Below are 25,400 nucleotides of genomic sequence, written 5' to 3' on the forward strand. Positions count from 1 at the left end.
GGGACTCCATGTCGCCCCGCTGTCGATGCTTTCGCGCACGACCGGCGTGGCGTCGGTATCAATGAAAATGCGCGCGGTCATGTAATTGTAGGAATTCGACTCCTGCCCGGTCGGCACCGCCGCCCAGAACCACGATAGCGCCGGCGCATCGGTGCGCGCGTCCGGCGCCGACGCCCCTGTTTCCGCCGCCGGATCATCCGGGGTGATCTGAACGGTGATGCGGGGCGTTTCCCCGGGCTCCGGCGGCTTGCCCATCTTGAAGGTGAAATCGGGAAAGGGCGGCGGATCATCCGCCGCCGCGGCCGGCGGCACGAGTGCGACCAGCCACATGGCCAAGCGCAAAAGACTGGATATCCGGGGCATCGGGCCTGCTTTTTTTCGCCTCACCCGTCGAATATCGCAAAAGTCGCGGTGCAATTCCAGCTTTGTCGGGGCAGCGGAAACCCGATTGCGCCGGAATCGCCAGAATCAACCTTGAGTCGGTCTGTCCAACCACTTAATTTCGAATTTTATTATATTAATTTCAGTAGCTTGACCACCAATCGCGATAGTTGTTTGATTATCACGAAAATGGCTTCAATCGCGTCAAATTCCTGCCTGAATTGAGTGGCTATATCCTCCCATACCGCGACGGCAGCGGGCCAAGAGAGAGGCGGCCCAACGAACTGTCAGACCGGTTGTAAACCTGAGCAAACCGATCCTATGGAGGGACCAACCATGATCAAGTTCATCAAAAACTTCCGCAAAGACGAAGACGGCGCCGTGACTGTTGACTGGGTCGTTCTGACCGCGGCCATCGTCGGCCTGGGCGTTGCCGGCGTGGCAACCGTCGAAGGCGGCGTCAACACGCTGGCCAGCTCGATCAGCTCGGGCGTCGCGGACGAAACCGTCCGCTAAGCGCGACCCTGAGATTTGACCAGATCAAGGGCCGCAGCGACACCGTTGCGGCCCTTGTCATTCAGGGGTGGTTCCGCCCCGTCGCCAATCGCTGCCGACTGGCGTCATTGCGAAAACCTCTTTTTCAATACCGCGGCACCAGCGCCACGTCCGACTTCCGCCAAGCGGCCCCACGGAAAGGTTTGAGCACCATGGGCTTGAAAGCTCTCATTCGACGCTTCCGCGACAACGAAAATGGCGCAACGACGACGGATTGGGTCGTGCTGACCGCCGCCATGACCGTGCTCGCGGGGACGGGCTACCTCGCGACCGAACGGGGCGTCACGGACGCGGCCGAAACCACGCAAAGCAACATATCATCGCGCCCCGTGCGCTGAACCCGCGACGTCACCCGGTGCGTGAAACCACCATCCGTCCACCCACATTTCGCCACAATCCCCGGGTATGTTGCCTGCATGAATCGTGAAAGCCACGATGCGACGGTACACTAACCGCGAAAGGAAACGCCATGCGTTTGGTATTCGGACTGGTTCTCCTGGTCGGTCTCGGCTTGGCCGGCACCGCCGTCTACATGGCCAAGGGCTACATCCAGCAGACCCGCGCGCAACTGGCCTATGAACGGTCCCAACGCGCCCCGCAGATCGAAACGGTCGATGTCTATGTCGCCGAGCGCGCCCTCGCCTACGGCGACGCGGTCACGCCGGACGATGTCCGCCTCGTGGCCTTCCCCCAGAACTCGCTGCCCGAGGGCGTGTTCACCGCCGAGGAAGAGCTTTTCCCCAAGGGCGCCGACGCCCCCCGGGCGGCCCTGCGCAACATGGAGAAAAACGAGGCCGTTCTGGCCGTCAAGGTCACCGGGCCGGGCGAACAGGCCGGCATTTCCGCGCGCCTTGAGCGGGGAATGCGCGCCTTTACCGTCAAGGTCGATGCCACCAGTGCCGTCTCGGGCTTCCTGCGCCCCGGCAACCAGGTCGATGTCTACTGGACCGGCACGCTCGGGAATGACGACCTGCGTACCGAGGGCAATTCCAGCGGCGAGGTGACGAAACTGATCGAGAACCGCGTCGAGGTCATCGCGGTGGACCAGAAGGCCGGCGGCGACTTCTCCGAGGCCGTCGTCCCCCGCACCGTCACGGTCGCGGCCCGGCCGCAACAGGTTGCCGCGCTCGCGCAGGCGCAATCGACGGGCCGTCTGTCCCTGTCACTGGTCGGCGCCGACGACGACACCGTCGCCGACACCATCGAGATCGACCAGCGCCGCCTGCTGGGCATCACCGAACAGGAGCAGGTCGTCGAGAAGCAGCCGAAGGAAAAGGAAGAGGTCTGCACGATCCGCACGCGCCGCGGCGCCGAGGTGGTCATCAGCCGGATCCCGTGCACCAACTGAGGGCGCGCCACCGCGCATGGCGGTCAAGGGCGCCCGGCAGGGCGTCCTTTTTTCGCGCAGCCATTTGGCCACAAGACGCGATAAAATCCCGGAATTCGCTTCAAATGTTGAAAAAATGTCGGACTTGGCGCAGAGTGTTTCCAAACACGGGCACGAAGACCCGGCAAACGAGGCGTGATCGGAAAGGCAGGTCACATGAAAATCGCTGGTTTCCTCAAGGCCGTGCTGGCCGGGGCCGTCCTTGTGACAGGGCCCCTTTCAGGCGTCGCACTGGCCGAGACATTGCAGATCGTGCGGAACGGCACCGCGCGCGACCTCAGCATCGCGATGAACAGGGCCGTTGTCGTCGAAAGCGATGTGCCCTTCGCCGAACTGAGCATCGCCAACCCGGCGATTGCCGATTTCTCGACGCTGTCCGACCGCACCATTTACGTGCTCGGCAAGGCGCCCGGGCGCACCACGCTGACCCTGCTGGACGGCACGGGCCGGTTGATCACCAATGTCGAGGTGCACGTCACCAGCGACATATCCGAGTTCAAGGAAAGACTGCGGCAGATCCTGCCCGACGAGGGGATCGAGGTGCGGTCGGCCAATGACGGCATCGTGCTGTCGGGCACCGTGTCCAGCGCCGCGCGGATGGACCGCGCGCTCGACCTTGCCGAACGCTACGCGCCCGAACGCGTTTCCAACCTCATGTCCGTTTCCGGCAAGCAGCAGGTCATGCTGAAGGTGCGCTTCGCGGAAATGCAGCGCAGCGTGTCCAAGGCGCTGTCCTCCTCGCTGTCGGTCGACGGGCGCAGCGGCAACGGCCTCGGCGTGATCGGCGGCACCAACACGACGAACACGCAGGATGGGATCCTGAACACGCTCGGCGGGTCGGTGCCCGCCGCCAACGACAACAACGCCGCCTTCTCCTTCGGGTTCGATGTCGGCTCCGTCGAGGTGGGCATCCTGCTGGAAGCGCTGGAAACCAAGGGCGTCGTGCGCACGCTGGCGGAACCCAACCTCACCGCCCTGTCCGGGCAGGAGGCGCAGTTCCTCGCCGGGGGGGAATACCCGGTGCCCGTCGCACAGGACAGCGACACGATCTCGATCGAGTTCAAGCCCTTCGGCGTCGAGCTCAATTTCGTCCCCCGCGTCGTGGACGAGGGCGTGATCAACCTCGAAATGGGCGCGGCGGTGTCGTCGATCGACGCGGCCAACGGGATCAACGTGAACGGGACGCAGGTTGACGCCTTCCGCCGCCGCGACACCTCGACAACGGTGGCGCTGCGCGACGGCGAGAGTTTCGCCATCGCCGGCCTGCTGCAGGACGATTTCCGCGACAACAACGGCCAGGTGCCGTGGCTGGGCGACGTGCCGGTGCTGGGCGCGCTGTTCCGCAGTGCCGATTACCAGCGGTCCCAGACCGAACTGGTCATCATCATCACCGCGCATCTGGTGACCCCCACGCGGGGAGAGGCGCTGGCGCTGCCCACCGACAGGGTCCGGCTGCCCAACGAGAAGGACCTGTTCCTGAACGGCCGGGTCGCGCGCAGCGCGGATGAGCAACAGGGCGCCGAGGGTGAAGTCGCCAAGCAGGATTTCAACGGCTCCTACGGCTACGTGATGGAATGAGCGAAAGGCGGACAAAATGAGGCACCTTCTGGCAACCGCGGGACTTGTCGCGCTGGCCGCCTGTTCCCAGCAGGGAGAGGTTTACCGCTCATATTTCAGCGAGGCGGGCGCACTGGCCGACGGCGGCGCCTTCGGCGATGCCAACATGAACAACCAGATGGTCATGACCGGCGAGAAGGGCTACGCGCGCGACCTGGCGACAAGGTTCGCCGCCGAGATCGACAGCACCGTGAATTTCGATTTCAACTCCGCCCGGCTGGGCCCCGGCGCGCGCGAGACGCTGCGCCAACAGGCCCGCTGGATCCGGCAATTCCCCGAGGTCAGGTTCCGCGTCTACGGCCACACCGATCTCGTCGGCTCGGACCGCTACAACAAGAGGCTGGGCCAACGTCGCGCCGACACGGTGGTCAACTACCTTGTCAGCCAGGGGATAAGCCGCGCGCGGCTCGAAGCGGTCGTGTCCTACGGCGAAACGCAGCCGCTGGTCGTGACACAGGGCCGCGAGCGCCGCAACCGCCGCACCGTGACCGAGGTCTCCGGCTTCGTCCGCTCGCACCCCATCATCATGGACGGCAAATACGCCGAGGTGGTCTACCGCGAATACGTCGGCAGCGCCGCGCCCGCCTCGACGATCAAGATGGCCACCGACGAGGGCGGCGGCGCCGGGGCCGGGGCGCAGGAATGACCGTGCGCGTTCGGTGAAACTCTCCCTGTCCGGCACCGGCCGGTCCCCTTGAACCCGCGCCGTCGCGGGTTCCTTTTTGTTCAGGCACATCGCACAAAAATGATTTTTTGGCCCAAATGTTGCCCAGTTCATCGGCAACATTCGGAGCATGGCAACGACGTCCCCCGCGCCGTTCGAAGCGCCCGGAAAACGGGCGGGCCACCGCGGCCCCGGCCCGTCTTGCGACCATGAACAGGACCGTATAGAAGATGACGAGTAGTGCGACAAAACAGCCTGATCCCAGCCCGATCACGGCATGCACGATCAGCAGGGACGTTCAGAATTTCGACCTGTTGATCGAGGACATGGAAATCGCCCTGGGCGAACACTGGGGCGATCTGGGCTTCGCCGAAGCTCTGGCCTTCTTCAACCAGCCCGAGGCCGAATCCCTCGAATTCGTCGCCATCGCGATCGACGACACGGACGAGGACGACGTCGGGATGGTGGCCGAGGTGATCTCGGTGGCCCGCGCCAAGGGGATCAACGTGATCCTCATCGCCGAAGATATCAGCCCCGCCGCCCTGCACCGACTGTTGCGGCAGGGAGCGAACGAATTCGTCCCCTATCCCCTGCCGGAAAACGAATTGCAGGCCGCCATCGACCGGCTCAGGCAGCCCGAACCTGCCGCCGAGCCCGTCAGCGCCCCGTTTGCCGGCGGAAAGGCCCCCGCCGAGGGTGTCTTGCTGGCCGTGCACGGGCTGGCCGGCGGCACCGGGGCGACGACGCTTGCCGTCAACCTCGCCTGGGAACTGGCCCACGTCGAGAAGAAGGGCGACCAGCCGCGCGTCTGCCTGCTGGATTTCGGGCTGCAGTTCGGGTCGGCGGCCACGTTCCTCGACCTGCCCCGGCGCGAGGTCGTCTACGAGTTGTGGTCGGACACCGAAAGCATGGACGAGGACATCTTCAAGCAGGCCCTCGAAAGCTACGAGCAGAAGCTCTGGGTTCTGACGGCGCCCAGCGATGTGCTGCCGCTCGACATGATCACCCCCGAGGACGTGACGCGCGTGCTCGATCTTGCGCGGAACCATTTCGACTATGTCATCGTCGACATGCCGACAACGCTCGTCCAGTGGACGGAAACCGTGCTGACGAACGCGCAGGTGTACTTCACCACGCTCGAACTGGACATGCGCTCGGCGCAGAACGCGCTGCGCATGAAGCGCGCGCTCCAGTCCGAGGACCTACCCGTGGAGAAGCTGCGCTTCTGCATGAACCGCGCGCCCAAGTTCACCGATCTCAACGGCAAGGCGCGGGTCAAGCGCATGGCCGAAAGCCTGGAAATCGGAATCGAGGTCCAGCTTCCCGATGGTGGCCGGCAAGTCCCGCACAGCGCCGATCACGGCCAACCGCTGGCCGTGGCGGCCCCCAAGAACCCGCTGCGCCGCGAAATCGCCCGTCTTGCCGGATCGCTGCACGCGCTCGGCAAGACCGACGCCGAGGCCGCGTAACCCGAAAAAAGGCGAAAGATGTTTTCACGCTACAAGAAATCCAACGCGACCCCGGTGAAGCCCGCCCAGACGCCCGAGGCCCCCGACGCGCCCGCGCCCGGGCCCGAGCCGGCGGCGCCCAAGGCGGAATCGTTGCGCAAGCCAGCGCAGAAGGCCGCGGCCGCCCCCGCGCCCAAGGACAAGGAACGCAAGCGCAAGGAACGGCTGGCCGAGATCAAGCTGGACCTGCACCGCGCGCTGCTGGACAACCTGAACCTTGCCGCGATCGACAGCGCGTCCGAGGCCGACCTGCGCGCCGAGATCAGTTCGATCGCGGCCGAGGTCCTCGAGGAAAAGAGCATCGTGCTCAACCGCGAGGACCGCTCGACGCTCACGCAGGAACTCTACGACGAGGTCAAGGGCCTCGGGCCGCTGGAAACGCTGCTGCAGGACGATTCGGTCAACGACATCCTCGTGAACGGGCCGCACAAGATATTCGTCGAGCGGTCGGGGCGGCTGGAACTCAGCGACGTGACCTTCAAGGATGAAAAGCACCTGCTGCGGATCATCGACAAGATCGTCAGCGCGGTCGGCCGCCGCGTGGACGAATCCAACCCCTACGTGGACGCGCGGCTTGCCGACGGCTCGCGTTTCAACGCGATGGTCCCGCCGATCGCCGTGGACGGCTCGCTCGTCTCGATCCGGAAGTTCAAGAAGGACAAGCTGGGCATCGACGACCTTGTGGGGTTCGGCGCCTTCTCCGAGGAAATGGCGGCCTACCTGCAGGCGGCCGTGGCCTGCCGCCTCAACGTCATCGTGTCCGGCGGGACGGGCTCGGGCAAGACGACCACGCTCAACGCGCTGTCGAGCTTCATCGACAATGCCGAGCGGATCCTGACGATCGAGGATACCGCGGAGCTCCAGCTGCAACAGGCCCATGTCGGCCGGATGGAAAGCCGCCCGCCCAACGTCGAGGGCAAGGGCGAGGTCAGCCCGCGGGACTGTCTCAAGAACGCGCTGCGGATGCGCCCGGACCGGATCATCGTGGGCGAGACCCGCGGCGAGGAAGTGATCGACATGCTGCAGGCCATGAATACCGGCCATGACGGCTCGATGACGACGATCCACGCCAACAACGCGCGCGATGCCATCGCCCGGCTGGAAAACATGGTCGCCATGGCCGGGATCGAGATGCCGCTCAAGGCCGTGCGCAGCCAGATCGCCTCGGCCGTCAACCTGATCGTGCAGGCCAGCCGCCTGCAGGACGGCTCGCGCCGCATGACCTCGATCACCGAGATAACCGGCATGGAGGGCGACGTGATCTCGATGCAGGAGATATTCCGCTTCCAGCGCATGGGCATGAGCCCGGACAACAAGATCATCGGCCATTTCACGGGATCGGGCGTGCGGTCCAACTATTCCGAACGCTTCCGGCTGTGGGGCTATGACCTGCCGCCGGGCATCTACGAACCCACCGAGGCGGAGTAACAACCATGACCGTGAGCGCCGAACCGATAATATACGGGCTGATCTTCATCGGTGTGCTGGTCCTCGTCGAGGGGGTCTACCTCACGGTGTTCGGCAAATCGATCAGCCTCAACAGCCGCGTGAACCGCCGGCTGGAAATGCTCGACAAGTCGGGCAACCGTCAGGAAGTGATGGAACAGTTGCGCAAGGAGATGTCCCAGCATCTTCGAGCGCGCAAGATACCGCTCTACTCGATCCTGTCGCACAAGGCGCAGAAGGCGGCGATCGCGTTCACGCCGCGGCAGCTGGTCATGCTGATGGGCGGGTTGAGCCTGCTGGCCTTCATCGCCCTTTCCGTGGGCACGGCGACCTCTTTGCCGGTACGCGGCGCGGTGGCCGTCGCCATGGGGGTCGGCGGCGTGTTCACCTGGATCAACTTCAAGGCCGGCAAGCGCATGGCCCTGTTGGAGGAACAGCTCCCGGACGCGATCGAGCTGATGGTGCGGTCGCTGCGCGTGGGGCATCCGTTCTCCGCCGCGGTGTCCATCGTCGCGACCGAGGTCGCCGACCCCCTCGCCACGGAGTTCGGCATCATCGCCGACGAATCCGCCTACGGCCGCGAGGTGGGCGACGCGCTCAAGGACATGGCCGAACGGCTCGACATGCAGGATCTGCGCTTCCTCGCCGTCGCCGTGACGATCCAGCAGCAATCGGGCGGCAACCTCGCCGAGATCCTCGCCGGTCTCGCCAAGGTGATCCGCGCGCGCTTCCGCCTGTTCCGGCGGGTCAAGGCGATCACCGCCGAGGCGAAATGGTCCGGCAACTTCCTGTCGGCCTTCCCGCTGCTCGCGCTGGTCGGGATACAGGTGATCAAGCCCGATTATTACGACAAGGCGATGGAACACCCCTACTTCATCCCGGCCTGCATCGTTGTCGGGGCGCTGCTCGTGCTCAACCTCGTGGTGATGCGCGCGCTCGTGACGATCAAGGTCTGAGGAGGCCAGACAATGCAATTCCTAAGCCGGATCCCGACCTTCCTGACGGACACGCTCGGCCCGTTCGGCCCAATGATCGTCATCGGCGTGCTGGGCGTGCTGCTCATCCTGCTCACGATCCCGATCATCGTCCGCGACAAGAACGACCCGCTGCAGAAGCTAAAGCAGTCCTCGTCGGGCGCCAAGACCGACGACAGCCCCAAGAAAAAGAACCTGCGGGCCGGCAACCGCAACCAGAAGCTGGACAAGTACGCCACCTTCCTCGAACCGCAGAACGAGAAGGAGCTTTCGCAGGTCCGGCTGTTGCTGATGCAGGCCGGCTACAGGCACCGCGACTCGGTACGCTATTTCCACTTCGCGCAATTCGCCCTCGGGATGGGGCTTCTGATCCTCGGCGTGTTGTATTTCCTGTTCTTCCTGTCCGATCAGGAAACCAGCACCCAGCAGACCATGATGTACATCCTCGGCCCCGGCGCCGTGGGCTATGTCATGCCCAAGTACTGGGTGACCAAGCGCAAGCAGAAACGGCAGGAAGAAATCGCCGACGGGTTTCCCGACAGCCTCGACATGATGCTTGTCTGCGTCGAGGCGGGGCAATCCCTCGACCAGACGATCATCCGCGTCTCCCGGGAAATCCGCGCCTCCTTCCCCGCGCTGGCCGAAGAATACGAGATCGTCGCGCACCAGATCAAGGCGGGCCGCGACAAGCCCTCGGTTTTCGGGGATCTGGCCGATCGCTGCGGTGTGCAGGACATCTCCAGCTTCGTGACCGTCCTGGTCCAGTCGCAGACCTTCGGCACCTCGATCGCCGAGGCGCTGCGCGTCTATGCCGGCGAGATGCGTGACAAACGTGTCATGCGCGCCGAGGAAAAGGCCAACAAGATCCCGGTCAAGATGACACTGGCCACGATGATGTTTACAGTGCCCGCATTGCTGATCATCCTCGTCGGCCCGTCGGTTCTGGGCATCATGGAGCTCTTCTCGATGGCCGGCCAGTAACGGAAAGGACCGGATGGCACGTCTGGCGGCCGTTCTCATGACATCGCTGGCCGTCGCGGCCTGCGGCCCCGCCCCGGCCCCCGACGGCCCCTTCGCCCCGGGCACCGCGCGCGACGGGGAGGCGGTTGACGGGCTTGTCGTGGGGCACAGGCTGGTGGCCGCCGGGGAATACGAACTGGCCATCGACGCCTTTTCGCGCGCCGCGCTCGACCACGGGATGACGGCCGACGTGATGGCCGGGCTCGGCAGTGCCCATCTGCATCTGGGCCGCCTCGGTACCGCCGAGAAACTGCTGCGCGACGCCGTCGACAAGGAAGACGCCACCCCCGAGACGTGGAACAACCTCGGCGTCATCCTCATGGAACAGGGCGAGACCGCCGAGGCCGAACAGGTGTTTCGCCGGGCCTACGCGCTCGACGATGGCGAAAGTGACGCGATTCGCGACAATCTGCGCTTGGCCCTCGCAAAATCGCAAAAATCCCTTTATGCTGGCGGCAACGAACAAGGCTACAAATTGGTACGGCGGGGCAGCAGCGACTACCTGATCCGCGAGATACCATGACCGAGGCAGAAGCAGCAAAAGGACGCAGACATGCGCCACCGCGTTTTCATCACCCTGTGCACCACCGGTGTCATGGCCCTGTCTGCCTGTGACACGCAAACGGGCGATGACGTCGACCGCGCCTTTCAGGGCGTCAACGTCGTCGATGAAACCAACCTCAACGACGTGATGCTCACCGTGGCGGACCCGAACGAGGCCGTTTCGTATTTCCAGCGCGCCACCGGCGAGAACCCCGACCGGATCGACCTGCAGCGCGGTCTGGCCAAATCCCTCATACGGGCCAAGCGCCATACCGAGGCCGTGCCGGCATGGAAGCGCGTGGTCGATCACGCCGAGGCCACGAACGAGGACCGCGTCGATTACGCCGACGCGCTGATCCGCAACAACGAATGGAAACGCGCCGACGAGGTGCTCGACGCCATCCCCCCCACCTTCGAGACGTTCAAGCGCTACCGCCTCGAGGCGATGGTCGCCGACAGCAACGAGGAATGGGACAAGGCCGACAGTTTCTACGAAACCGCCATCGGCCTGACGACTCGTCCGGCGGGCGTGATGAACAACTGGGGCTACTCCAAGTTGACGCGCGGCGATTACGCGGCGGCCGAACGGCTGTTTTCCGACGCGATCCGGCAGGACGACACGATGTTCACGGCCAAGAACAACCTTGTCATGGCCCGCGGGGCCCAGCAGAAATACGCGCTGCCCGTCATCCCCGCCTCGCAGGTCGAACGCGCCCAGCTTCTTCACACGCTCGGCCTGTCGGCCATCAAGCAGGGCGATACCAGTATCGGCAAGGGCCTGCTGCGCGACGCGATCGAAACCCATCCGCAGCATTTCGAGGCCGCCGCCCGCAGCTTGCGCGCGCTCGAAGGCAACCTGACCAACTAGCACGCGGAAGGCGTCGACGGATGCACATCACCTCTACCGCGGCGCTCTGGTTCCTGCCCTTTGCCGTGCCGGTCTGCCTCTGGGTCATCTGGAGCGACCTGCGCGCCATGCGCATCCCCAACACGGCCGTCATGACGCTGGTTGCCATCTTCGTGCTTGTCGGGCTCGTCGCGCTGCCGCTGGCCGACTATCCGTGGCGGCTGACGCATCTGGTGGTCGTGCTCATCACGGGGATCGTGGCCAATGCGGCGGGGCTCGTGGGCGCGGGCGACGCCAAGTTCGCCGCCGCCGCCGCCCCGTTCGTGGCACTGGGTGATCTCACGCTGGTCTGCGTGATCTTCGCGGCCAGCCTGCTGGGCGCCTTCGTCACCCACCGCATCGCCATGTACTCGCCCCTGCGCCGCATGGCCCCCCACTGGGAAAGCTGGTCGCGCGGCAAGAAATTCCCGATGGGGTTCGCGCTCGGCGGAACGCTTGTCCTCTATCTCGGGCTCGGCGTCGCATACGGAAGCTGAGGCGCGCCGCGCCGCGCCACGCCGCGCCTCTGCCCGATCCTTTCCTTAATTTGCGCATTTTCTGCCCCCATCCTCGCGGCGAAGCGCGCGGGCCGGGCAGGCCCGCGACAACTGGCAACACCAACCGGCAGGTCACCCCGATGAACATGCAAGCCAGCACCGGCGTCCAGGCGCCCCCGCCGCCCTCGCGGCTCGAAGACATGCAACTGCCCATCGTGATGATGCGCGACATCGTGCTCAAGACGATGTTCCGCAAGAACCTCGACCTCGTGTCGGAACTGGCGACCGCCGTCTGCCTGCCCCGCGCGATCACGCAGGAAATCGTGGACATGGCCCGCCAGCAGACCCTTGTCGAGGCCACCGGCACGCTCAACGCCAATTCCGGCGGCGAGATGGGCTATCAACTCACCGAGGCGGGCAAGTCCCGCGCGCTCGACGCGTTGTCGCAATCGGAATATTTCGGCGCCATGCCCGTGCCGCTGGACGTCTACCGCGAACAGGTCAAGCGGCAGTCAATCCGCAACATCCAGATCACCCGCGAGGAACTGACCAGCGCGATGGGCCATCTTGTCCTGCCGGACAACCTGCTTGACCATCTCGGGCCGGCCGTGTCGGCGGGCCGGTCGATCCTGATGTACGGGCCGCCGGGCAACGGCAAATCGTCGATCTCCAACGGCATCCGCGACGCGATGGGGGACAAGATATACGTCCCGCGCGCCATCGAGTATGCCGGGCAGGTCATCACGGTCTACGACCCGATCGTGCACTCCAAGGCCGAGGCGCAGCAGGATGATCCCAACGCGCTGCGGCGGCGGCGCACCTTCGATGAACGTTACGTGCGGTGCGAACGGCCCACCGTCATCACCGGGGGCGAGCTGAGCCTCGAAATGCTCGACCTCGTCTACAACCCCACCGCCCGCACCTATCAGGCGCCGCTGCAACTGAAATCCACCGGCGGCATCTTCATCGTGGACGACCTCGGCCGTCAGGCCGAATCCCCGCAGAGCCTGATCAACCGCTGGATCGTCCCGCTGGAGGAATCCAAGGATATCCTCGCCCTTCAATCGGGCGAGAAATTCGAGGTACCGTTCGACACGCTGGTGATCTTCTCGACCAACTTCCACCCCAACGAGATCTTCGACAAGGCCGCCCTGCGCCGCATCTTCTACAAGATCAAGGTGGACGGCCCCTGTCAGGAGGATTTCCTCAAGATCTTCGCGATGGTCGCGCGCAAGAAGGGAATGCCGCTGGACGAGGGGGCCTTGGTGCATCTGCTCAAGGCGAAATACCCCACCATCGACAATGTCTACGCCAACTACCAGCCGGTCTTCCTGATCGACCAGATGATGGCCATCTGCGAATTCGAGGGCATCCCCTACCAGATGACGCCGGAGCTGATCGACCGGGCATGGGCGAACATGTTCGTCCGCGACGAGGATATCGCGCACTGAATTGACGGGCCGCGCGGCGCCGCACCACCGGGTTCTTTCCTTCGGCGCGGCGCCGCCCTACCTTGCCGGCATGGTTGCGCTTCCGTCCGAATTTCACGACTGGTTCACCGCGCGCGGCTGGTCGCTGCACCCGCACCAGCACGAGATGCTCGACCGCGCGGACGATCCGGCGACCCTGCTCATCGCGCCCACTGGCGGGGGCAAGACGCTGGCGGGCTTCCTGCCCACGCTGGCCGAGCTCGCGACCCACCCCCTTGATGCCGACGCGATACATACGCTTTACATATCGCCGCTCAAGGCCCTCGCCGCCGACATCAAGCGCAACCTGCGCACCCCGGTTGACGAGATGGCGCTGCCCATCCGAATCGAGGATCGCACCGGCGACACCTCGGCCCATGTCAAGCGCCGGCAGCGCGTCGCCCCCCCCGACATCCTGCTGACGACCCCAGAAAGCCTCGCGCTTATGACTTCCTACGAGGACGCGCCGCGCATGTTCGCCGGCCTTCAGCGCGTGGTGATCGACGAGATTCACGCACTGGCGGAATCGAAACGCGGCGACCAGCTCATGCTGGCGCTGTCGCGTCTGCAGGCGCTCTGCCCCGGCCTGCGCCGCGCCGGCCTGTCGGCCACGGTCGAAGACCCCGAGTCCATTGCCCGGTTCCTCGCCCCGCACCCCGCGCCCTGCCGGATCATCAATGCCGAACCGGGCCCGGACCCCGACATCGCCATGCTCGACACCGCCGCGCCGCCGCCATGGGCGGGCGGGGGCGCGGCCCACGCCATCCCTGCCGTTCTGGACGAAGTGCGGCGGCACAGGACCACGCTGATCTTCCACAACACCCGGGCACAGGCCGAGATTTTCTTTCATAATCTGTGGCTGGCCAACGAGGACGCGCTGCCCATCGGCATCCACCACGGCTCGCTCGACCGTGGCCAGCGCGAGCGGGTCGAGGCCGCAATGCAGCGCGGCGACCTGCGCGCGGTCGTCTGCACCGGCAGCCTCGATCTGGGGATCGACTGGGGCGATGTGGACCTCGTGATCCAGATCGGCGCGCCCAAGAACGTCAAGCGGCTGGTGCAGCGGATCGGCCGCGCCAACCACCGCTACAACGCGCCCTCCAAGGCGCTGCTGGTCCCCGCCAACCGCTTCGAGGTGGTCGAATGCCGCGCCGCGCTCGAGGCCGTGCGCGCCCGTGATCTGGATGGCGCGCCGCGCGGCCCCGGCCCGCGCGACGTGCTGTGCCAGCACATCCTCATCCGCGCCTGCGCGGGGCCGTTCGACGCCGACGCGCTGTTCGCCGAAGTCATAGGCGCCGGCGCCTATGCCGATCTGTCCCGCGCCGCATTCGACGCCTGCCTCGATTTCTGCGCGACGGGCGGCTATGCCTTGCGCGCCTATGACCGGTGGCAACGCCTGAAACAAAGGCCGGACGGCCTGTGGCAACTGCGCGACCCGCGCGCGGCCCGGCTCATCCGGATGAACATCGGCACCATACAGGACAGCGACCTGCTCAAGGTGCGGATGCACCGGAACCGGGGCGGCAAACCCCTTGGCGAGATCGAGGAAGGCTTTGCCGCCGCGCTCAGCCCCGGAGACACCTTCCTGATCGGGGGCCAGATCGTGCGGTTCGAGTCCTTGCGCGAGATGACGGTACAGGTCAGCCGTGATCCGGGCCGGACGCCCAAGATCGCAACCTTCGCCGGGACGAAATTCGCCACTTCCACGCAGCTTTCCGACCGGATTCTGCGGATGCTTGCGCAAGACGACTGGCCCGAGCTTCCCGACCACACGCGAGACTGGCTGCACCTGCACCGCGACCTGTCACGCCTGCCGCAGGCCGGTCGCCTGCTGATCGAGAGTTTCCCGCACGCGGGGCGGGAACATGCCTGCATCTACGGCTTTGCCGGGCGCAACGCGCAGCAGACACTGGGCCTGCTGCTGACCAAGCGGATGGAGGAGACCGGGCTGGCGCCCTTGGGCTTCGTCGCGACGGATTACGCGACGCTGATCTGGGGGCTTGAGCCGTTGACGGACGCGGCGGCGCTTTTCGACCGGCAGGCGCTGCGCGACGGGCTGGACACATGGCTGGGCGGCAACGCGCTGATGAAACGCACGTTCCGCGCCTCGGCCACCATCGCCGGGCTCATACAGCGCAACGCGCCGCAGGCGCGCAAGTCGGGTCGGCAGGCCACCATGTCATCCGACATCATCTATGACACGCTGGCCAAGTACGATCCCGGGCACCTGTTGCTGGACATCACGCGGCAGGAAGCCATGAGCGGGCTGATCGACTTCGGCAGGATCGACGAAATGCTCGACCGCATCGGCGACCGGATAGACCTGCTGCGCCTGCCCCGGGTCACGCCCCTTGCCGCGCCACTGTTCCTCGAGGCCGGGCGAACCCCGGTCGATGGCGCGGCACGGGAACGGCTGCTGGCAGAGGAGACAGAAAAGCTGATGCAGACGGCCGGGCTGGCAAGCTGAGGCTTGAAACGCCCGGGCCAAGCTGGAAAGACCAGGGCATGAACGGGCACGATTTCACTCTTGCGGGCGCGGTGCTCAGGGCGCTCGGGTCGGGCGCGCTGCACTGGCCGGCGCAACGGCTCCTCTGCGTGTCGGACCTGCACCTTGGCAAGTCCGAGCGGCAGGCGCGCCTGCGCGACGCGGCCCTGCCCCCCTACGAGACACGCGACACGCTGGCCCGCCTCGAAGAGGACCTGCGCCGCACCGGGGCCGAAACGGTCGTCTGCCTCGGCGACAGTTTCGATGACCGCGACGCCGCCGAGGCCCTGCCCGAGGACGAAAAGCTCTGGATCACCGCGTTGCAGGCGGGGCGGCGGTGGGTCTGGATCGAGGGCAACCATGATCCGGGCCCGGTCAGCATGGCCGGCACCCATCTGGCGGAACTGCCCCTGCCCCCGCTCGTTTTCCGGCACATCGCGCAACCCGGCCGCAGCGGGGAACTTTCGGGACATTATCATCCCAAGGTCAGGGTCAGGACGCGCGCCGGGCCGGTCACGCGCGCTGCCTTCCTGATCGACGCCGACCGCGTGATCCTGCCGGCCTACGGCACCTATACCGGGGGCCTTTACAGCCATGATCCTGCGCTTGCCGGGCTCATGCGGCCCGAGGCGCTTGCCGTGATGACGGGCCCGGCCGTTCATGTCCTGCCGATGCCGCGCTGACCCGGCGCCCGGCCGCCCCGATCCGATTTGGCGCATGGCCGGAGTTCACATTCCCCGGATCGCCGCCTAGTGTCGGAACATTCTCGCAATGGTGGACATGCCGATGACGACCGAATTCAGCCCCGAAACGGCGCGCGCCATTCACCGCAGCTTCGCCGCGCAATCCATGATGGCGACGCTCGGCGCGCGCCTGACGGATGTCGGCGCAGGCCGCGTCGAGATCACGGCCCCTATCCTTGAAACCAGTCGCCAGCAGCACGGCTACGCCCATGCCGGGCTGACCTTCGCGATCGGTGACAGCGCGGCAGGGTACGCGGCGCTCGGCATCCTGCCCCCGGATCAAGAGGTCCTGACGACGGAGATGAAGATCAACCTGCTGGCCCCCGCCCGTGGCGAGCGGCTGATCGCGCGGGGGCGCGTCGTCAAGCCGGGGCGGCGGCTGGTGATCGTGCAGTCGGACGTGTTCGCGCTGGTCGAGGGCGTGGAAACCCATGTGGCGCTGATGACCGGTACAATGATGCCCGTGCCGCCCGTATGAGAACCCCGGGCGGTGGCCCGGGGTTGTGTCGCGATGGCATCAACGGGCTGTTTGCCCGGCCGTCAGGCCGTCAGGCCCTCGGGCTCCGCCAGATCGTTCGCCCGGCAGCAGGCCGTCACGGTGTTGGCCAGCAGGCAGGCGATCGTCATCGGGCCGACGCCTCCCGGCACCGGCGTGATCGCGCCCGCGCGCTCCTTGGCGCTTTCGAACTCCACGTCGCCAACCAGCCGGGTCTTGACGCTGCCATCCTCGTTGGTGCCCTTCTCGGGCGCCTCGATCCGGTTGATGCCCACGTCGATCACCGTGGCCCCTTCCTTGATCCAGTCGCCCGTCACCATCTCCGGCCGGCCCACCGCGGCCACCACGATATCGGCGCGACGCACCACGCCGGGCAGATCCTTGGTCCGCGAATGCGCGATCGTCACCGTGCAGCTGTCACCCAGCAGAAGATGCGCCATGGGCTTGCCCACGATGTTGCTGCGCCCGATCACCACCGCGTCCATGCCCGACAGGCTGCCGTGGTGGTCGCGCAGCATCATCAGGCTGCCAAGCGGCGTGCAGGGCACCATGCTTTTCTGCCCCGTCCCCAGCAGGCCCACGTTGGAAATGTGGAACCCGTCCACGTCCTTGGCCGGATTGATCGCGTTGATGACGAGGTCCGAGTCGATGTGATCGGGCAACGGCAACTGCACCAGGATGCCATGCACCGCCGGATCATTGTTCAGCTTGTCGATCAGGGCCAGCAAATCGGCCTGTGACGTGTCGGCATCGAGCTTGTGTTCGTAGGAGTTCATCCCGGCTTCGACCGTCTGCTTGCCCTTCGAGCGGACATAGACCTGGCTGGCCGGGTCCTCGCCCACCAGAACCACGGCAAGGCCGGGCGTTATGCCGTGGTCATCCTTCAGCCGCGCCACGTGGGCCGCAACCTTTTCCCGCACTTTTGCGGCAAACGCCTTGCCGTCGATGATCTGCGCCGTCATTACGTTTCCTCTCGGTCGGGCAAGGCGGAGCCGGGCCCGCCCTGCGCAAAATGCGGGCCGGGTCGCCCCGGCCCGGTTTCAGAACAGGCCTTCGATCTCGCCCGCGTCGCCGAGACGGATGTTTTCCGCCGCGGGCTTGGACGGCAGGCCCGGCATGGTCATGATCTCGCCGCAGACGACGACCACGAACCCCGCCCCGGCCGAAAGGCGCACCTCGCGGATGGGCACGCTGTGCCCCGTGGGGGCGCCGCGCAGGTTGGGGTCGGTCGAGAAGCTGTACTGCGTCTTTGCCATGCAGACCGGCAGGTTGCCGTATCCCTGCTCCTCCCAGAGCTTGAGCTGGTCGCGGATCTTCTTGTCGGCCAGCACCTCGTCGGCGCGGTAGATGCGTTTCGCGATGGTCTCGATCTTCTCGAAAAGCGGCATGTCATCGGGGTAGAGCGGGCCGAAATTCGCGCTGCCGCCATCGACGATCTCGACGACCTTCTGCGCCAGCCCTTCCGACCCTTCCGAGCCGAGTTCCCAGTGGCGCGACACCACCGCCTCGGCGCCGTGTTCCCGGACATAGTCCTTGACGGCCTGCACTTCGGCCTCGGTGTCGTTGACGAAATGGTTGATCGCCACCACCACGGGCACGCCGAAGGATTTGACGTTCTCGATGTGCCGGCCAAGGTTCGGACACCCGGCCTTGACGGCCTCGACGTTCTCCGCGCCGAGATCGGCCTTGGCCACGCCGCCGTTCATCTTCATCGCACGGACCGTGGCCACGACGACCACGGCCGACGGCGAAAGGCCCGCCTTGCGGCACTTGATGTTCATGAATTTCTCGGCCCCCAGATCGGCGCCGAAGCCCGCTTCGGTCACGACGTAATCGCTGGTCTTGAGCGCCGTCTGCGTCGCGATGACCGAGTTGCAGCCATGCGCGATGTTGGCGAACGGCCCGCCATGCACGAAGGCCGGGTTGTTTTCCAGCGTCTGCACGAGGTTGGGCTGCATCGCGTCCTTGAGCAGAACGGTCATTGCGCCCTCGGCCTTGATGTCGCGGCAGTAAACGGGGGTGCGGTCGCGCCGGTAGGCGACGATCATCGCGCCGAGACGCTCCTCAAGGTCTTTCAGGTCGCTTGCCAGACACAGGATCGCCATGACTTCGGAGGCCACGGTGATGTCGAACCCGCCCTCGCGCGGGAACCCGTTGGCCACCCCGCCCAGCGAGCAGGTGATCTGCCGCAACGCGCGGTCGTTCATGTCCACAACCCGGCGCCACTGGACCCGCCGCACGTCGATTTCCTGTTCGTTGCCCCAGTAGATGTGGTTGTCGATCATCGCCGACAGCAGCGAATGCGCCGAGGTGATCGCGTGGAAGTCGCCCGTGAAGTGCAGGTTCATGTCCTCCATCGGAACCACCTGCGCCCGGCCGCCGCCGGCGGCGCCACCCTTCATCCCGAAATTGGGCCCAAGGCTGGCCTCGCGGATGCAGATCATCGCCTTCTTGCCGATCCGGTTTAGACCGTCGCCCAGCCCGACCGTCGTCGTTGTCTTGCCCTCGCCGGCCGGCGTCGGGTTGATCGCCGTCACAAGGATCAGCTTGCCATTCTCGTTGGACTTCACCGTGTTGATGTAGTCCTGGCTGACCTTCGCCTTGTCATGGCCGTAAGGCAGCAGGTGTTCGCCGGGAATACCAAGCTTGTCACCGATCTCCTGGATGGGTTTCTTGTTGGCTTCGCGGGCGATCTCGATATCGGATTTATGGCTCATCGTGTTTCCTCGTGGTGGCCGCCGGGCGGGTTGCGTGCCTTGGCTATATCCGGTCCGCAGCGGTACACAAATTGCGAATCCGACACATCCGGACCTGCTTGCGGCGGGCTGTCGCAGCCGGGTTTCTGATCGGAAACATATTCGAGGCACATGAAACCGGCGCCGCCCATAAGCCCGCGACACCGCGAACGGACCCCGCCAAACACGCAGGGGCAGCGCCGTGGCGCTGCCCCTCTTACCGTTATCCCGACAGGCGCCGGGTCGGGGTCACAGGAACATGAAATCGTCCTGCGACAGGTCCGCGGCCGATACGCCCTCGAGCACGATGGTATGACCCGCAAGCGCCACCTCGGCACCGTCCTCCCCGTCGGTGATCGACAGGTCGTCGAAGGTGACACCGGTAAGGCGCAGCGCCTCGGTGCCGTCTTCGAAATCGGTGATGATGTCGACCTCGCCGGCCTTCACGGTGTTGAACACGAACATGTCATCACCGTCGCCGCCGGTCATGGTGTCGTCGCCATTGCCGCCATTGACGGTATCGTCGCCCGCGCCACCATCGACCAGATCGTCACGGCCGCCGCCGGCCACGAAATCGTCCCCGTCATCGCCGGTCACGGTATCGTTGCCTTCGCCGCCGCCAAGGCTGTCATTGCCCAGACCGCCCGAGACGAGGTCCATGCCGGTGCCGCCGCCCATCAGGTCGTCGCCCTCACCGCCGAGCACGGTGTCGTTCTGGCCGCCGCCGCCGATCGTGTCGTTGCCCGTCTCGCCCAGCACATGGTCGGTCCCGAAGCCGCCGTTGACGAAGTCATCGTCGGCGCCGCCGGACACCGCGTCGTCACCGAAGCCACCGCCGATCGTGTCGTTGCCGGCCCCGCCGTTGACGACATCGTTGTCGAAGCCGCCACCAAGGCTGTCGTTGCCGCCATTGCCGTTGACCAGATCGTCACCGGGACCGGCCCCGAGGATATCGTCGCCTTCATCCCCCACAAGCGTATCCGGCGCGTCCGTCCGACCGGTTGCCGAGTTGTCCACCGACAGGTTGTCCAGCTCGAAGACCACCGTGCTGTCCGAGGCGGTGTCGGTATCGTCGCCCTCGTAGGCCACGGCGATCTGCGCAAGGCCGCTGGTGCTGTCCGACGCGGGAATGAAATCGATGGTTTCCGGCCCGTTGTTGCCGGTCGCATCGCCCGCGATGTACTGGTCGAAGACGGGGCTGGACGGATCGCTCAGGTCAAAGACCATCACGCCGCTGTCACGTTCCAGCCCGATGAAGGCGTAATGCGTGCCTTCCACGACGCCCACGGCGACCGCTTCGGGCTCGACGCCCTTGTTGTCCGACCGGCCGTCGAACTCGCCCTCGTCCTCGTTGAACAGCTCGGGGCGGATTTCGGCCACCAGCTGCGAGAACTGCGACCCGCTGTCGAACACGACTTCTCCGGCCTCGTCATAGATGGTGAACGACCGCGCCCCGTAGTGATACAGCTGGTCGTAATCCCCGTCGCCATCGGTGTCGCCCAGGTCGCTGCGCACTTCCAGCTTGCCGAGATTTTCTTCCTGCTGGAGAATATCGGCATTCGGGAAGGCTTCGGGGTCAAGCTCCAGATCCTCGATATCCGCCTCGGTGGCGTCGCGCGCGTCGCCCTCGTTGGCGGTGAAGATGTAGGTGGTGCCGTCGATCTCGGCCGCCGAGATGGCATCGGGCTGCCGCATCCCGAAGAGGTTGTCGTAGTTCTGCAGGTTGATCGCGTTGTCGTCGTTCGACGCGTCCAGCTCGAACCCTTCCTCGGACCGATCGACAAGACCGAAGCCGCGGATGTCGCTGACCTCCATGTTGACCAGATCGACCACCGCGTAGGCGTTGGCCTCCTGCAGCGACACCCACGCGGTCTCGCCGTCAGGCAGCACGGTGATGTATTCCGGCTCCAGATCCTCGGACACGGATTTCTCCGGCTCCAGCAGAACGCCGGCCTCGCGCAGCGCGTCCTCCTGCCCGTCGAAGCCCGTAAAATCCAGCGTCACCGCCTGCGCCTCGGCCGCGCCGTTGCTCACATCGATGATCGACACGCCGCCAAGCGGGTCAGTCTCGTCAAGCGGCTCGCCCTCGTTGGCCACCAGAACCTTGCCCCCATCGGGGGTGAACGTCACCATGTCGGGCAGGTTGCCCACCTCGACGGTGTTCAGCAGCGTGCCGTCCGTGTCGAACAGCGCCACTTGCCCGTTCGCGTCTTCCGGCGTCACGGCAACCGCCACGGCCACGAGGCCGTTCTTGACGGCAACCGACTGCACGCCGTCGAAGCCCTCGATCACCGACAGGTCGAAATCGTCCAGCTTGTCGCCGCTGGCGATGTCGAACACGTCAACGCGGTCCTGCGCGCCATTGGTCACGTAAGCGATGCCGTCCTCGGCCGACACGACCTCCGAGTCGCCGGCATCCGCCTCGGTCCCGTCGGCAACCAGTTCGTTTACCACCGAAATGCCGAGCCCCGGCGCTTCTTCGTCCAGCAGGATACGGTCAACGTCGCCGTTGCGGGCAAGCTGCACGATGCGGGCATCGTTGAAAACGTCCGTTTCGCCCCGCGCGAAGGCGGTGTCCGCATCCGGGAAATTCGCCGCCATGTAGTCACCGAGCGCTTCCTGCTCACCTAGGATATCCTCGGCCTCCGGGTCGGTCGTCGTGCCGCCGTCCCGCGTGAGGTAGGTGATGTCGGACGCGAGCTCCTGGAACGGATAGCCGTCGCCGTTGTTCTCCACGAGGAAGTTCAGCGTGACCATGCGGACGCTTTCGGGCGCCGCCCCGGTCAGAGCGCCGTCACGGACGATGACGATGTCCTCGCCCGTCGCCGGGTCCACCAGCGAAACGGTCTCGATGCGCGTGCCCTCGGTGGCGACCTGCGGCATCCCGGTGTCGGGATCGACGACGTAGTTGCCCGCCTCGTCGGTCACCAGCTCCTGCGCCGCGCCGTCCTCGTCGAAGCTGACGCGGAACCCGCCAATCTGCAGGAAACGGCCGGGCGTGTTGCCGGCCTCGGTATCGGTGTCGGCGACCGCGTGCTCCAGCAGCATCAGCAGCCCCTCTGGGGCCAGCGTCACCATGGTCAGGCCGTTGTCGAAGCGCAGGGAATTCTGAAGGTCCAGCTGCGACAGCAGCCCGTCGCCGGCATCGGTGCCGGTATCCGTGGCCGACCCGATCTCGGCCCGGATGCCGCCGCCGTTCTTGAACGACACCATCACCGTGTCGTCCACTTCCCGCGCCGCGGCGAGATTGGCATCGGCCGACAGGTTGCCGAGGTTGCTTTCCTCTGTCCGCACGGTTTCGCGGCGACCGTCAAGGAACACGTCATGCGCTCCGAAAACGACGCTGTCGGCCTGGTCCACGATGGCCTGAACGGCGCTTGTGAGGTCCTCGACGATATCGGCCTTGGCCGAGTTGGCAAGCGCGGCGTCCAGCGTAGCCTCGCCGGTGACGTCCAGAACGCCCTGTTCGTCGGTGGCGAATGTGCCGGAAACCGTCTCGTCGATGCTTTCGGGCATCAGCACGCCGCTTTCGTCGAACTCGGCCACAAGGCGGCCGAGATAGCTGTACTCGCCGTCCGTCGACACGAGCGCCACGGGGTCGCCGTCGGCATTCTCGGTCACGAAGGGATAGCTTTCGGCGGCCTCGTCGCCGTCGCGCAGCCGGTCCTCGTCATCCGCCTGCAGGGTGTTGGACCCGCCGGCGATGATGATGTCGACGCCGTTGAGCAGGCCGGCGAGCTCCTTTTCAAGCTCGATCTGCTGCAGGTGGCTCGTCAGGATGACCTTGTTGACACCGTCGGCCAGCATCGCGTCGATCTGCGGCTGGATGACCTCGGCCAGTGCCGCCATGTCGTTGACGCCACCCGTGATCTCGTTCGTGCCCCCGGTGGACGAGATCGTCTCGATCAACTGCGTGGTCGCGCCCACGACACCGACGTTTTCCTCGGCAAGGGCGATCGTGGTCGCCGGGGCGATCGCAGGCCCGATATTGCCCGCGGCAAGATCGGCCAGCGATTCGTCGTAAGCGCCGGAATCGAGGATCTCGTCGGTGAACAGCCCGCCAAGCGCCCCGTCCCCCGAGAAGTCGATGTTCGACGTCAGGTACGGGAAGGACGCGCCGACCCATTCGATGACACCTTCGCCACCCTCGGCGTTTATGATTTCCGAGAATGCGGTGGTGCCCGGGTCGAACTCGTGATTGCCGACAGCCGAGGCGTCGAAATCGAGGATGTTCATGATCGAGACATCGACGCGCCCGCCCCCGCGGCCCAGGTCCAGCGTGATGTCCGTCAGGTCTTCGTCCGTCAGGTCTTCGTCCGTCACCTCGTCAAACAGGCGCGTGTAGGCATCGGTCAGAGTGCCGCCCATCGAGAAATCAGCCGCGGTCGAAAAGAACGGTCCGGGAATGTAATTGTCACCGGCCGACAGCAGGATGGTGTTTTCCTGCGTGTCTTCGAGCGTATCGACGATCGCGGCGAAGTTGGGCGCGCTGTCAAGCGCCTCGACGCCGCCTTCGAGGTCATTCGCGTGCAGCAGCTGAAGTGTGAACATGGGTGTACCCTGTCATTTAGGAATTCGGATACCCCTCCCGCTATCGGCGGCACGTCACTGGAAAATGACGGACGTGCTAAAGTTTTGTAACGGCCCGGCCTGCCACCACGGCTATTTTCCCTTCCAGACCGGGTCACGTTTCTCGGCAAAGGCGCGCGCGCCCTCGGCCTGATCCTCCGAGTCGTAGAGGGCATCCACCGCGGCAAGCTGGCGCCGCGTGACAAGGTTCATGGTGTCCTGGAAGGGGCTGCCCTCGGCCTCGCGCACGATCTCCTTCAGCGCGGCATAAACAAGCGGCGGCCCCTCGGCCAGCCTGTTCGCCAGGGCGCGCGCTTCCGTCATCAGGTCACCGGCCGGATAGACATGGTTGACGAGGCCCCACCGGGCGGCCTCCTCGGCATCCAGCCAACGCCCGGTCAGCAGCATCTCCATCGCGATATGATAGGGAATGCGCTTGGGCAGCTTGATACTGGCCGCGTCCGCCACCGTGCCCGACCGTATCTCGGGCAGCGCGAATTGCGCGTGGTCGGCGGCAAGGATGATGTCCGCGCTCAGCGCCCATTCCAGACCGCCGCCACAGCAGATCCCGTTGACGGCGGCGATGACCGGCTTGTTCATCGCCCGCATCTCCTGCAGGCCGCCGAACCCCCCGACGCCATAATCGCCATCCACCGCGTCGCCGCCGGCGGCGGCCTTAAGATCCCAGCCGGGGCAAAAGAACTTGTCCCCCGCGCCGGTAATGACCGCCACGCGCTGCTCGGGGTCATCGCGGAACGCCTTGAAGGCCTGCCCCATGATGCGGCTCGTCTCCAGATCGATCGCGTTGGCCTTCGGCCTGTCCAGCGTCACCTCCAGCACGTGGCCGCGCCGTTCCGTCCTGATGGGGCTTTCCGTCATGTCTCTTCTCCGGTCCTGATCAACGCATCCGCCGCAACCGCACGGTCGGGCGTGCAGATGAGCGGGTTTATCTCCACTTCCTCCAACGGCCCGGCATGGGCCGTCACGAACGCCTGCAGCGCCATCACCGCCGCGACAATGGAATCCCGACAGGCCGCCGGTTTGCCGCGATGGCCCGCCAGCAACGGCGCGATCCGCAGCCCGGCCAGCGCGGCCGCCACCTCGGGCGCGCGCACGGGCAGCAGCAACGACACGCTGTCGTCCAGTATCTCCGTCAGCGTCCCGCCGGCGCCAAGGGTCAGCACGAACCCGTGCGCCGGGTCGTGCGTCACGCCGATCAGCAATTCGGCCACGCCGTCCCAGATCATTTCCTCGATCAGGAACGCGCCGCAATCCATGCCTTCGGCCGCCGCTGCAACCGTGGCGCCATCGGCCAGACCTAGCGCGACCAGCCCCGCCTCCGTCTTGTGCGCGGCGCCGGTGCCCTTCAGCACGCACGGGAAACCGATCTCGGCCGCTCGCGCGGCAGCCTCGGCCGGCGTCGCC

21 protein-coding genes and 1 pseudogene are annotated in these 25,400 nt (G+C 65.7%); 16 read left to right on the top strand and 6 right to left on the bottom strand.

Annotation, left to right across the window (positions count from 1 at the left end):
- A pseudogene (locus tag ACH107_RS15080) lies at positions 1-363 on the bottom strand (hypothetical protein); the annotation flags it as partial.
- 354 nt (positions 364-717) lie between these two features.
- On the opposite strand from ACH107_RS15080, the gene ACH107_RS15085 reads away from it, so the two are divergent.
- The 16 genes from ACH107_RS15085 to ACH107_RS15160 all read left to right on the top strand — a co-directional run bounded on the left by ACH107_RS15085 (position 718) and on the right by ACH107_RS15160 (position 16,653).
- Positions 718-897 (top strand): Flp family type IVb pilin, encoded by a 180-nt coding sequence (locus ACH107_RS15085; RefSeq protein ID WP_412506543.1) that lies wholly within the window; start codon positions 718-720, stop codon positions 895-897.
- Between the two features lie 191 nt (positions 898-1,088).
- On the top strand, positions 1,089-1,274 hold the full coding sequence (locus ACH107_RS15090; RefSeq protein ID WP_412506544.1) for a hypothetical protein: 186 nt from the start codon (positions 1,089-1,091) through the stop codon (positions 1,272-1,274).
- 131 nt (positions 1,275-1,405) lie between these two features.
- A complete protein-coding gene (gene cpaB / locus ACH107_RS15095) occupies positions 1,406-2,284 on the top strand; it encodes a Flp pilus assembly protein CpaB (RefSeq protein ID WP_412506545.1) in 879 nt (292 codons plus the stop codon).
- A 195-nt stretch (positions 2,285-2,479) separates the two neighbouring features.
- A complete protein-coding gene (locus tag ACH107_RS15100) occupies positions 2,480-3,901 on the top strand; it encodes a type II and III secretion system protein family protein (RefSeq protein ID WP_412506547.1) in 1,422 nt (473 codons plus the stop codon).
- Between the two features lie 16 nt (positions 3,902-3,917).
- Complete coding sequence (locus ACH107_RS15105) at positions 3,918-4,586, top strand: OmpA family protein (protein ID WP_412506548.1); 669 nt, start codon at positions 3,918-3,920, stop codon at positions 4,584-4,586.
- Positions 4,587-4,834: 248 nt separating this feature from the next.
- Positions 4,835-6,073 carry an AAA family ATPase gene (locus ACH107_RS15110; RefSeq protein ID WP_412506549.1) on the top strand — a complete coding sequence of 413 codons (1,239 nt, stop codon included), beginning with the start codon at positions 4,835-4,837 and terminating at the stop codon, positions 6,071-6,073.
- A gap of 18 nt (positions 6,074-6,091) precedes the next feature.
- Complete coding sequence (locus ACH107_RS15115; protein ID WP_412506550.1) at positions 6,092-7,540, top strand: CpaF family protein; 1,449 nt, start codon at positions 6,092-6,094, stop codon at positions 7,538-7,540.
- Positions 7,541-7,545: 5 nt separating this feature from the next.
- Positions 7,546-8,514 (top strand): type II secretion system F family protein, encoded by a 969-nt coding sequence (locus ACH107_RS15120; protein ID WP_412506551.1) that lies wholly within the window; start codon positions 7,546-7,548, stop codon positions 8,512-8,514.
- A gap of 12 nt (positions 8,515-8,526) precedes the next feature.
- Entirely contained in the window at positions 8,527-9,513 is a 987-nt protein-coding gene (locus ACH107_RS15125) for a type II secretion system F family protein (protein ID WP_412506552.1), read from the top strand.
- A gap of 13 nt (positions 9,514-9,526) precedes the next feature.
- Complete coding sequence (locus ACH107_RS15130) at positions 9,527-10,075, top strand: tetratricopeptide repeat protein (protein WP_412506553.1); 549 nt, start codon at positions 9,527-9,529, stop codon at positions 10,073-10,075.
- Between the two features lie 30 nt (positions 10,076-10,105).
- Positions 10,106-10,963 (top strand): tetratricopeptide repeat protein, encoded by an 858-nt coding sequence (locus ACH107_RS15135; protein ID WP_412506554.1) that lies wholly within the window; start codon positions 10,106-10,108, stop codon positions 10,961-10,963.
- 20 nt (positions 10,964-10,983) lie between these two features.
- A complete protein-coding gene (locus tag ACH107_RS15140; protein ID WP_412506555.1) occupies positions 10,984-11,478 on the top strand; it encodes a prepilin peptidase in 495 nt (164 codons plus the stop codon).
- Between the two features lie 140 nt (positions 11,479-11,618).
- Positions 11,619-12,929 carry an ATPase gene (locus tag ACH107_RS15145; RefSeq protein WP_412506556.1) on the top strand — a complete coding sequence of 437 codons (1,311 nt, stop codon included), beginning with the start codon at positions 11,619-11,621 and terminating at the stop codon, positions 12,927-12,929.
- A gap of 70 nt (positions 12,930-12,999) precedes the next feature.
- A complete protein-coding gene (locus ACH107_RS15150) occupies positions 13,000-15,414 on the top strand; it encodes a ligase-associated DNA damage response DEXH box helicase (protein ID WP_412506564.1) in 2,415 nt (804 codons plus the stop codon).
- Positions 15,415-15,452: 38 nt separating this feature from the next.
- Positions 15,453-16,115, top strand: a complete 663-nt coding sequence (pdeM, locus tag ACH107_RS15155; RefSeq protein WP_412506557.1) for a ligase-associated DNA damage response endonuclease PdeM — start codon at positions 15,453-15,455, stop codon at positions 16,113-16,115.
- Between the two features lie 103 nt (positions 16,116-16,218).
- A complete protein-coding gene (locus ACH107_RS15160) occupies positions 16,219-16,653 on the top strand; it encodes a PaaI family thioesterase (protein WP_412506558.1) in 435 nt (144 codons plus the stop codon).
- 62 nt (positions 16,654-16,715) lie between these two features.
- On the opposite strand, the gene folD is transcribed toward ACH107_RS15160, so the two are convergent.
- The 5 genes from folD to ACH107_RS15185 form a co-directional block, all read right to left on the bottom strand.
- The gene (gene folD, locus ACH107_RS15165; RefSeq protein ID WP_412506559.1) at positions 16,716-17,633 is read right to left on the bottom strand and encodes a bifunctional methylenetetrahydrofolate dehydrogenase/methenyltetrahydrofolate cyclohydrolase FolD; all 918 of its coding nucleotides are present in this window, start codon (positions 17,631-17,633) and stop codon (positions 16,716-16,718) included.
- 78 nt (positions 17,634-17,711) lie between these two features.
- The gene (locus ACH107_RS15170) at positions 17,712-19,388 is read right to left on the bottom strand and encodes a formate--tetrahydrofolate ligase (protein WP_412506560.1); all 1,677 of its coding nucleotides are present in this window, start codon (positions 19,386-19,388) and stop codon (positions 17,712-17,714) included.
- Positions 19,389-19,655: 267 nt separating this feature from the next.
- Complete coding sequence (locus ACH107_RS15175) at positions 19,656-23,957, bottom strand: choice-of-anchor I family protein (RefSeq protein WP_412506561.1); 4,302 nt, start codon at positions 23,955-23,957, stop codon at positions 19,656-19,658.
- A gap of 111 nt (positions 23,958-24,068) precedes the next feature.
- Positions 24,069-24,854 (bottom strand): carnitinyl-CoA dehydratase, encoded by a 786-nt coding sequence (locus tag ACH107_RS15180; RefSeq protein WP_412506562.1) that lies wholly within the window; start codon positions 24,852-24,854, stop codon positions 24,069-24,071.
- A partial coding sequence (locus tag ACH107_RS15185) for an acetate--CoA ligase family protein (RefSeq protein ID WP_412506563.1) occupies positions 24,851-25,400 on the bottom strand: 550 nt, incomplete at its 5' end. The genes ACH107_RS15185 and ACH107_RS15180, both read right to left, overlap by 4 nt.

This window comes from Roseovarius halophilus (ex Wu et al. 2025) (genome assembly GCF_047086965.1).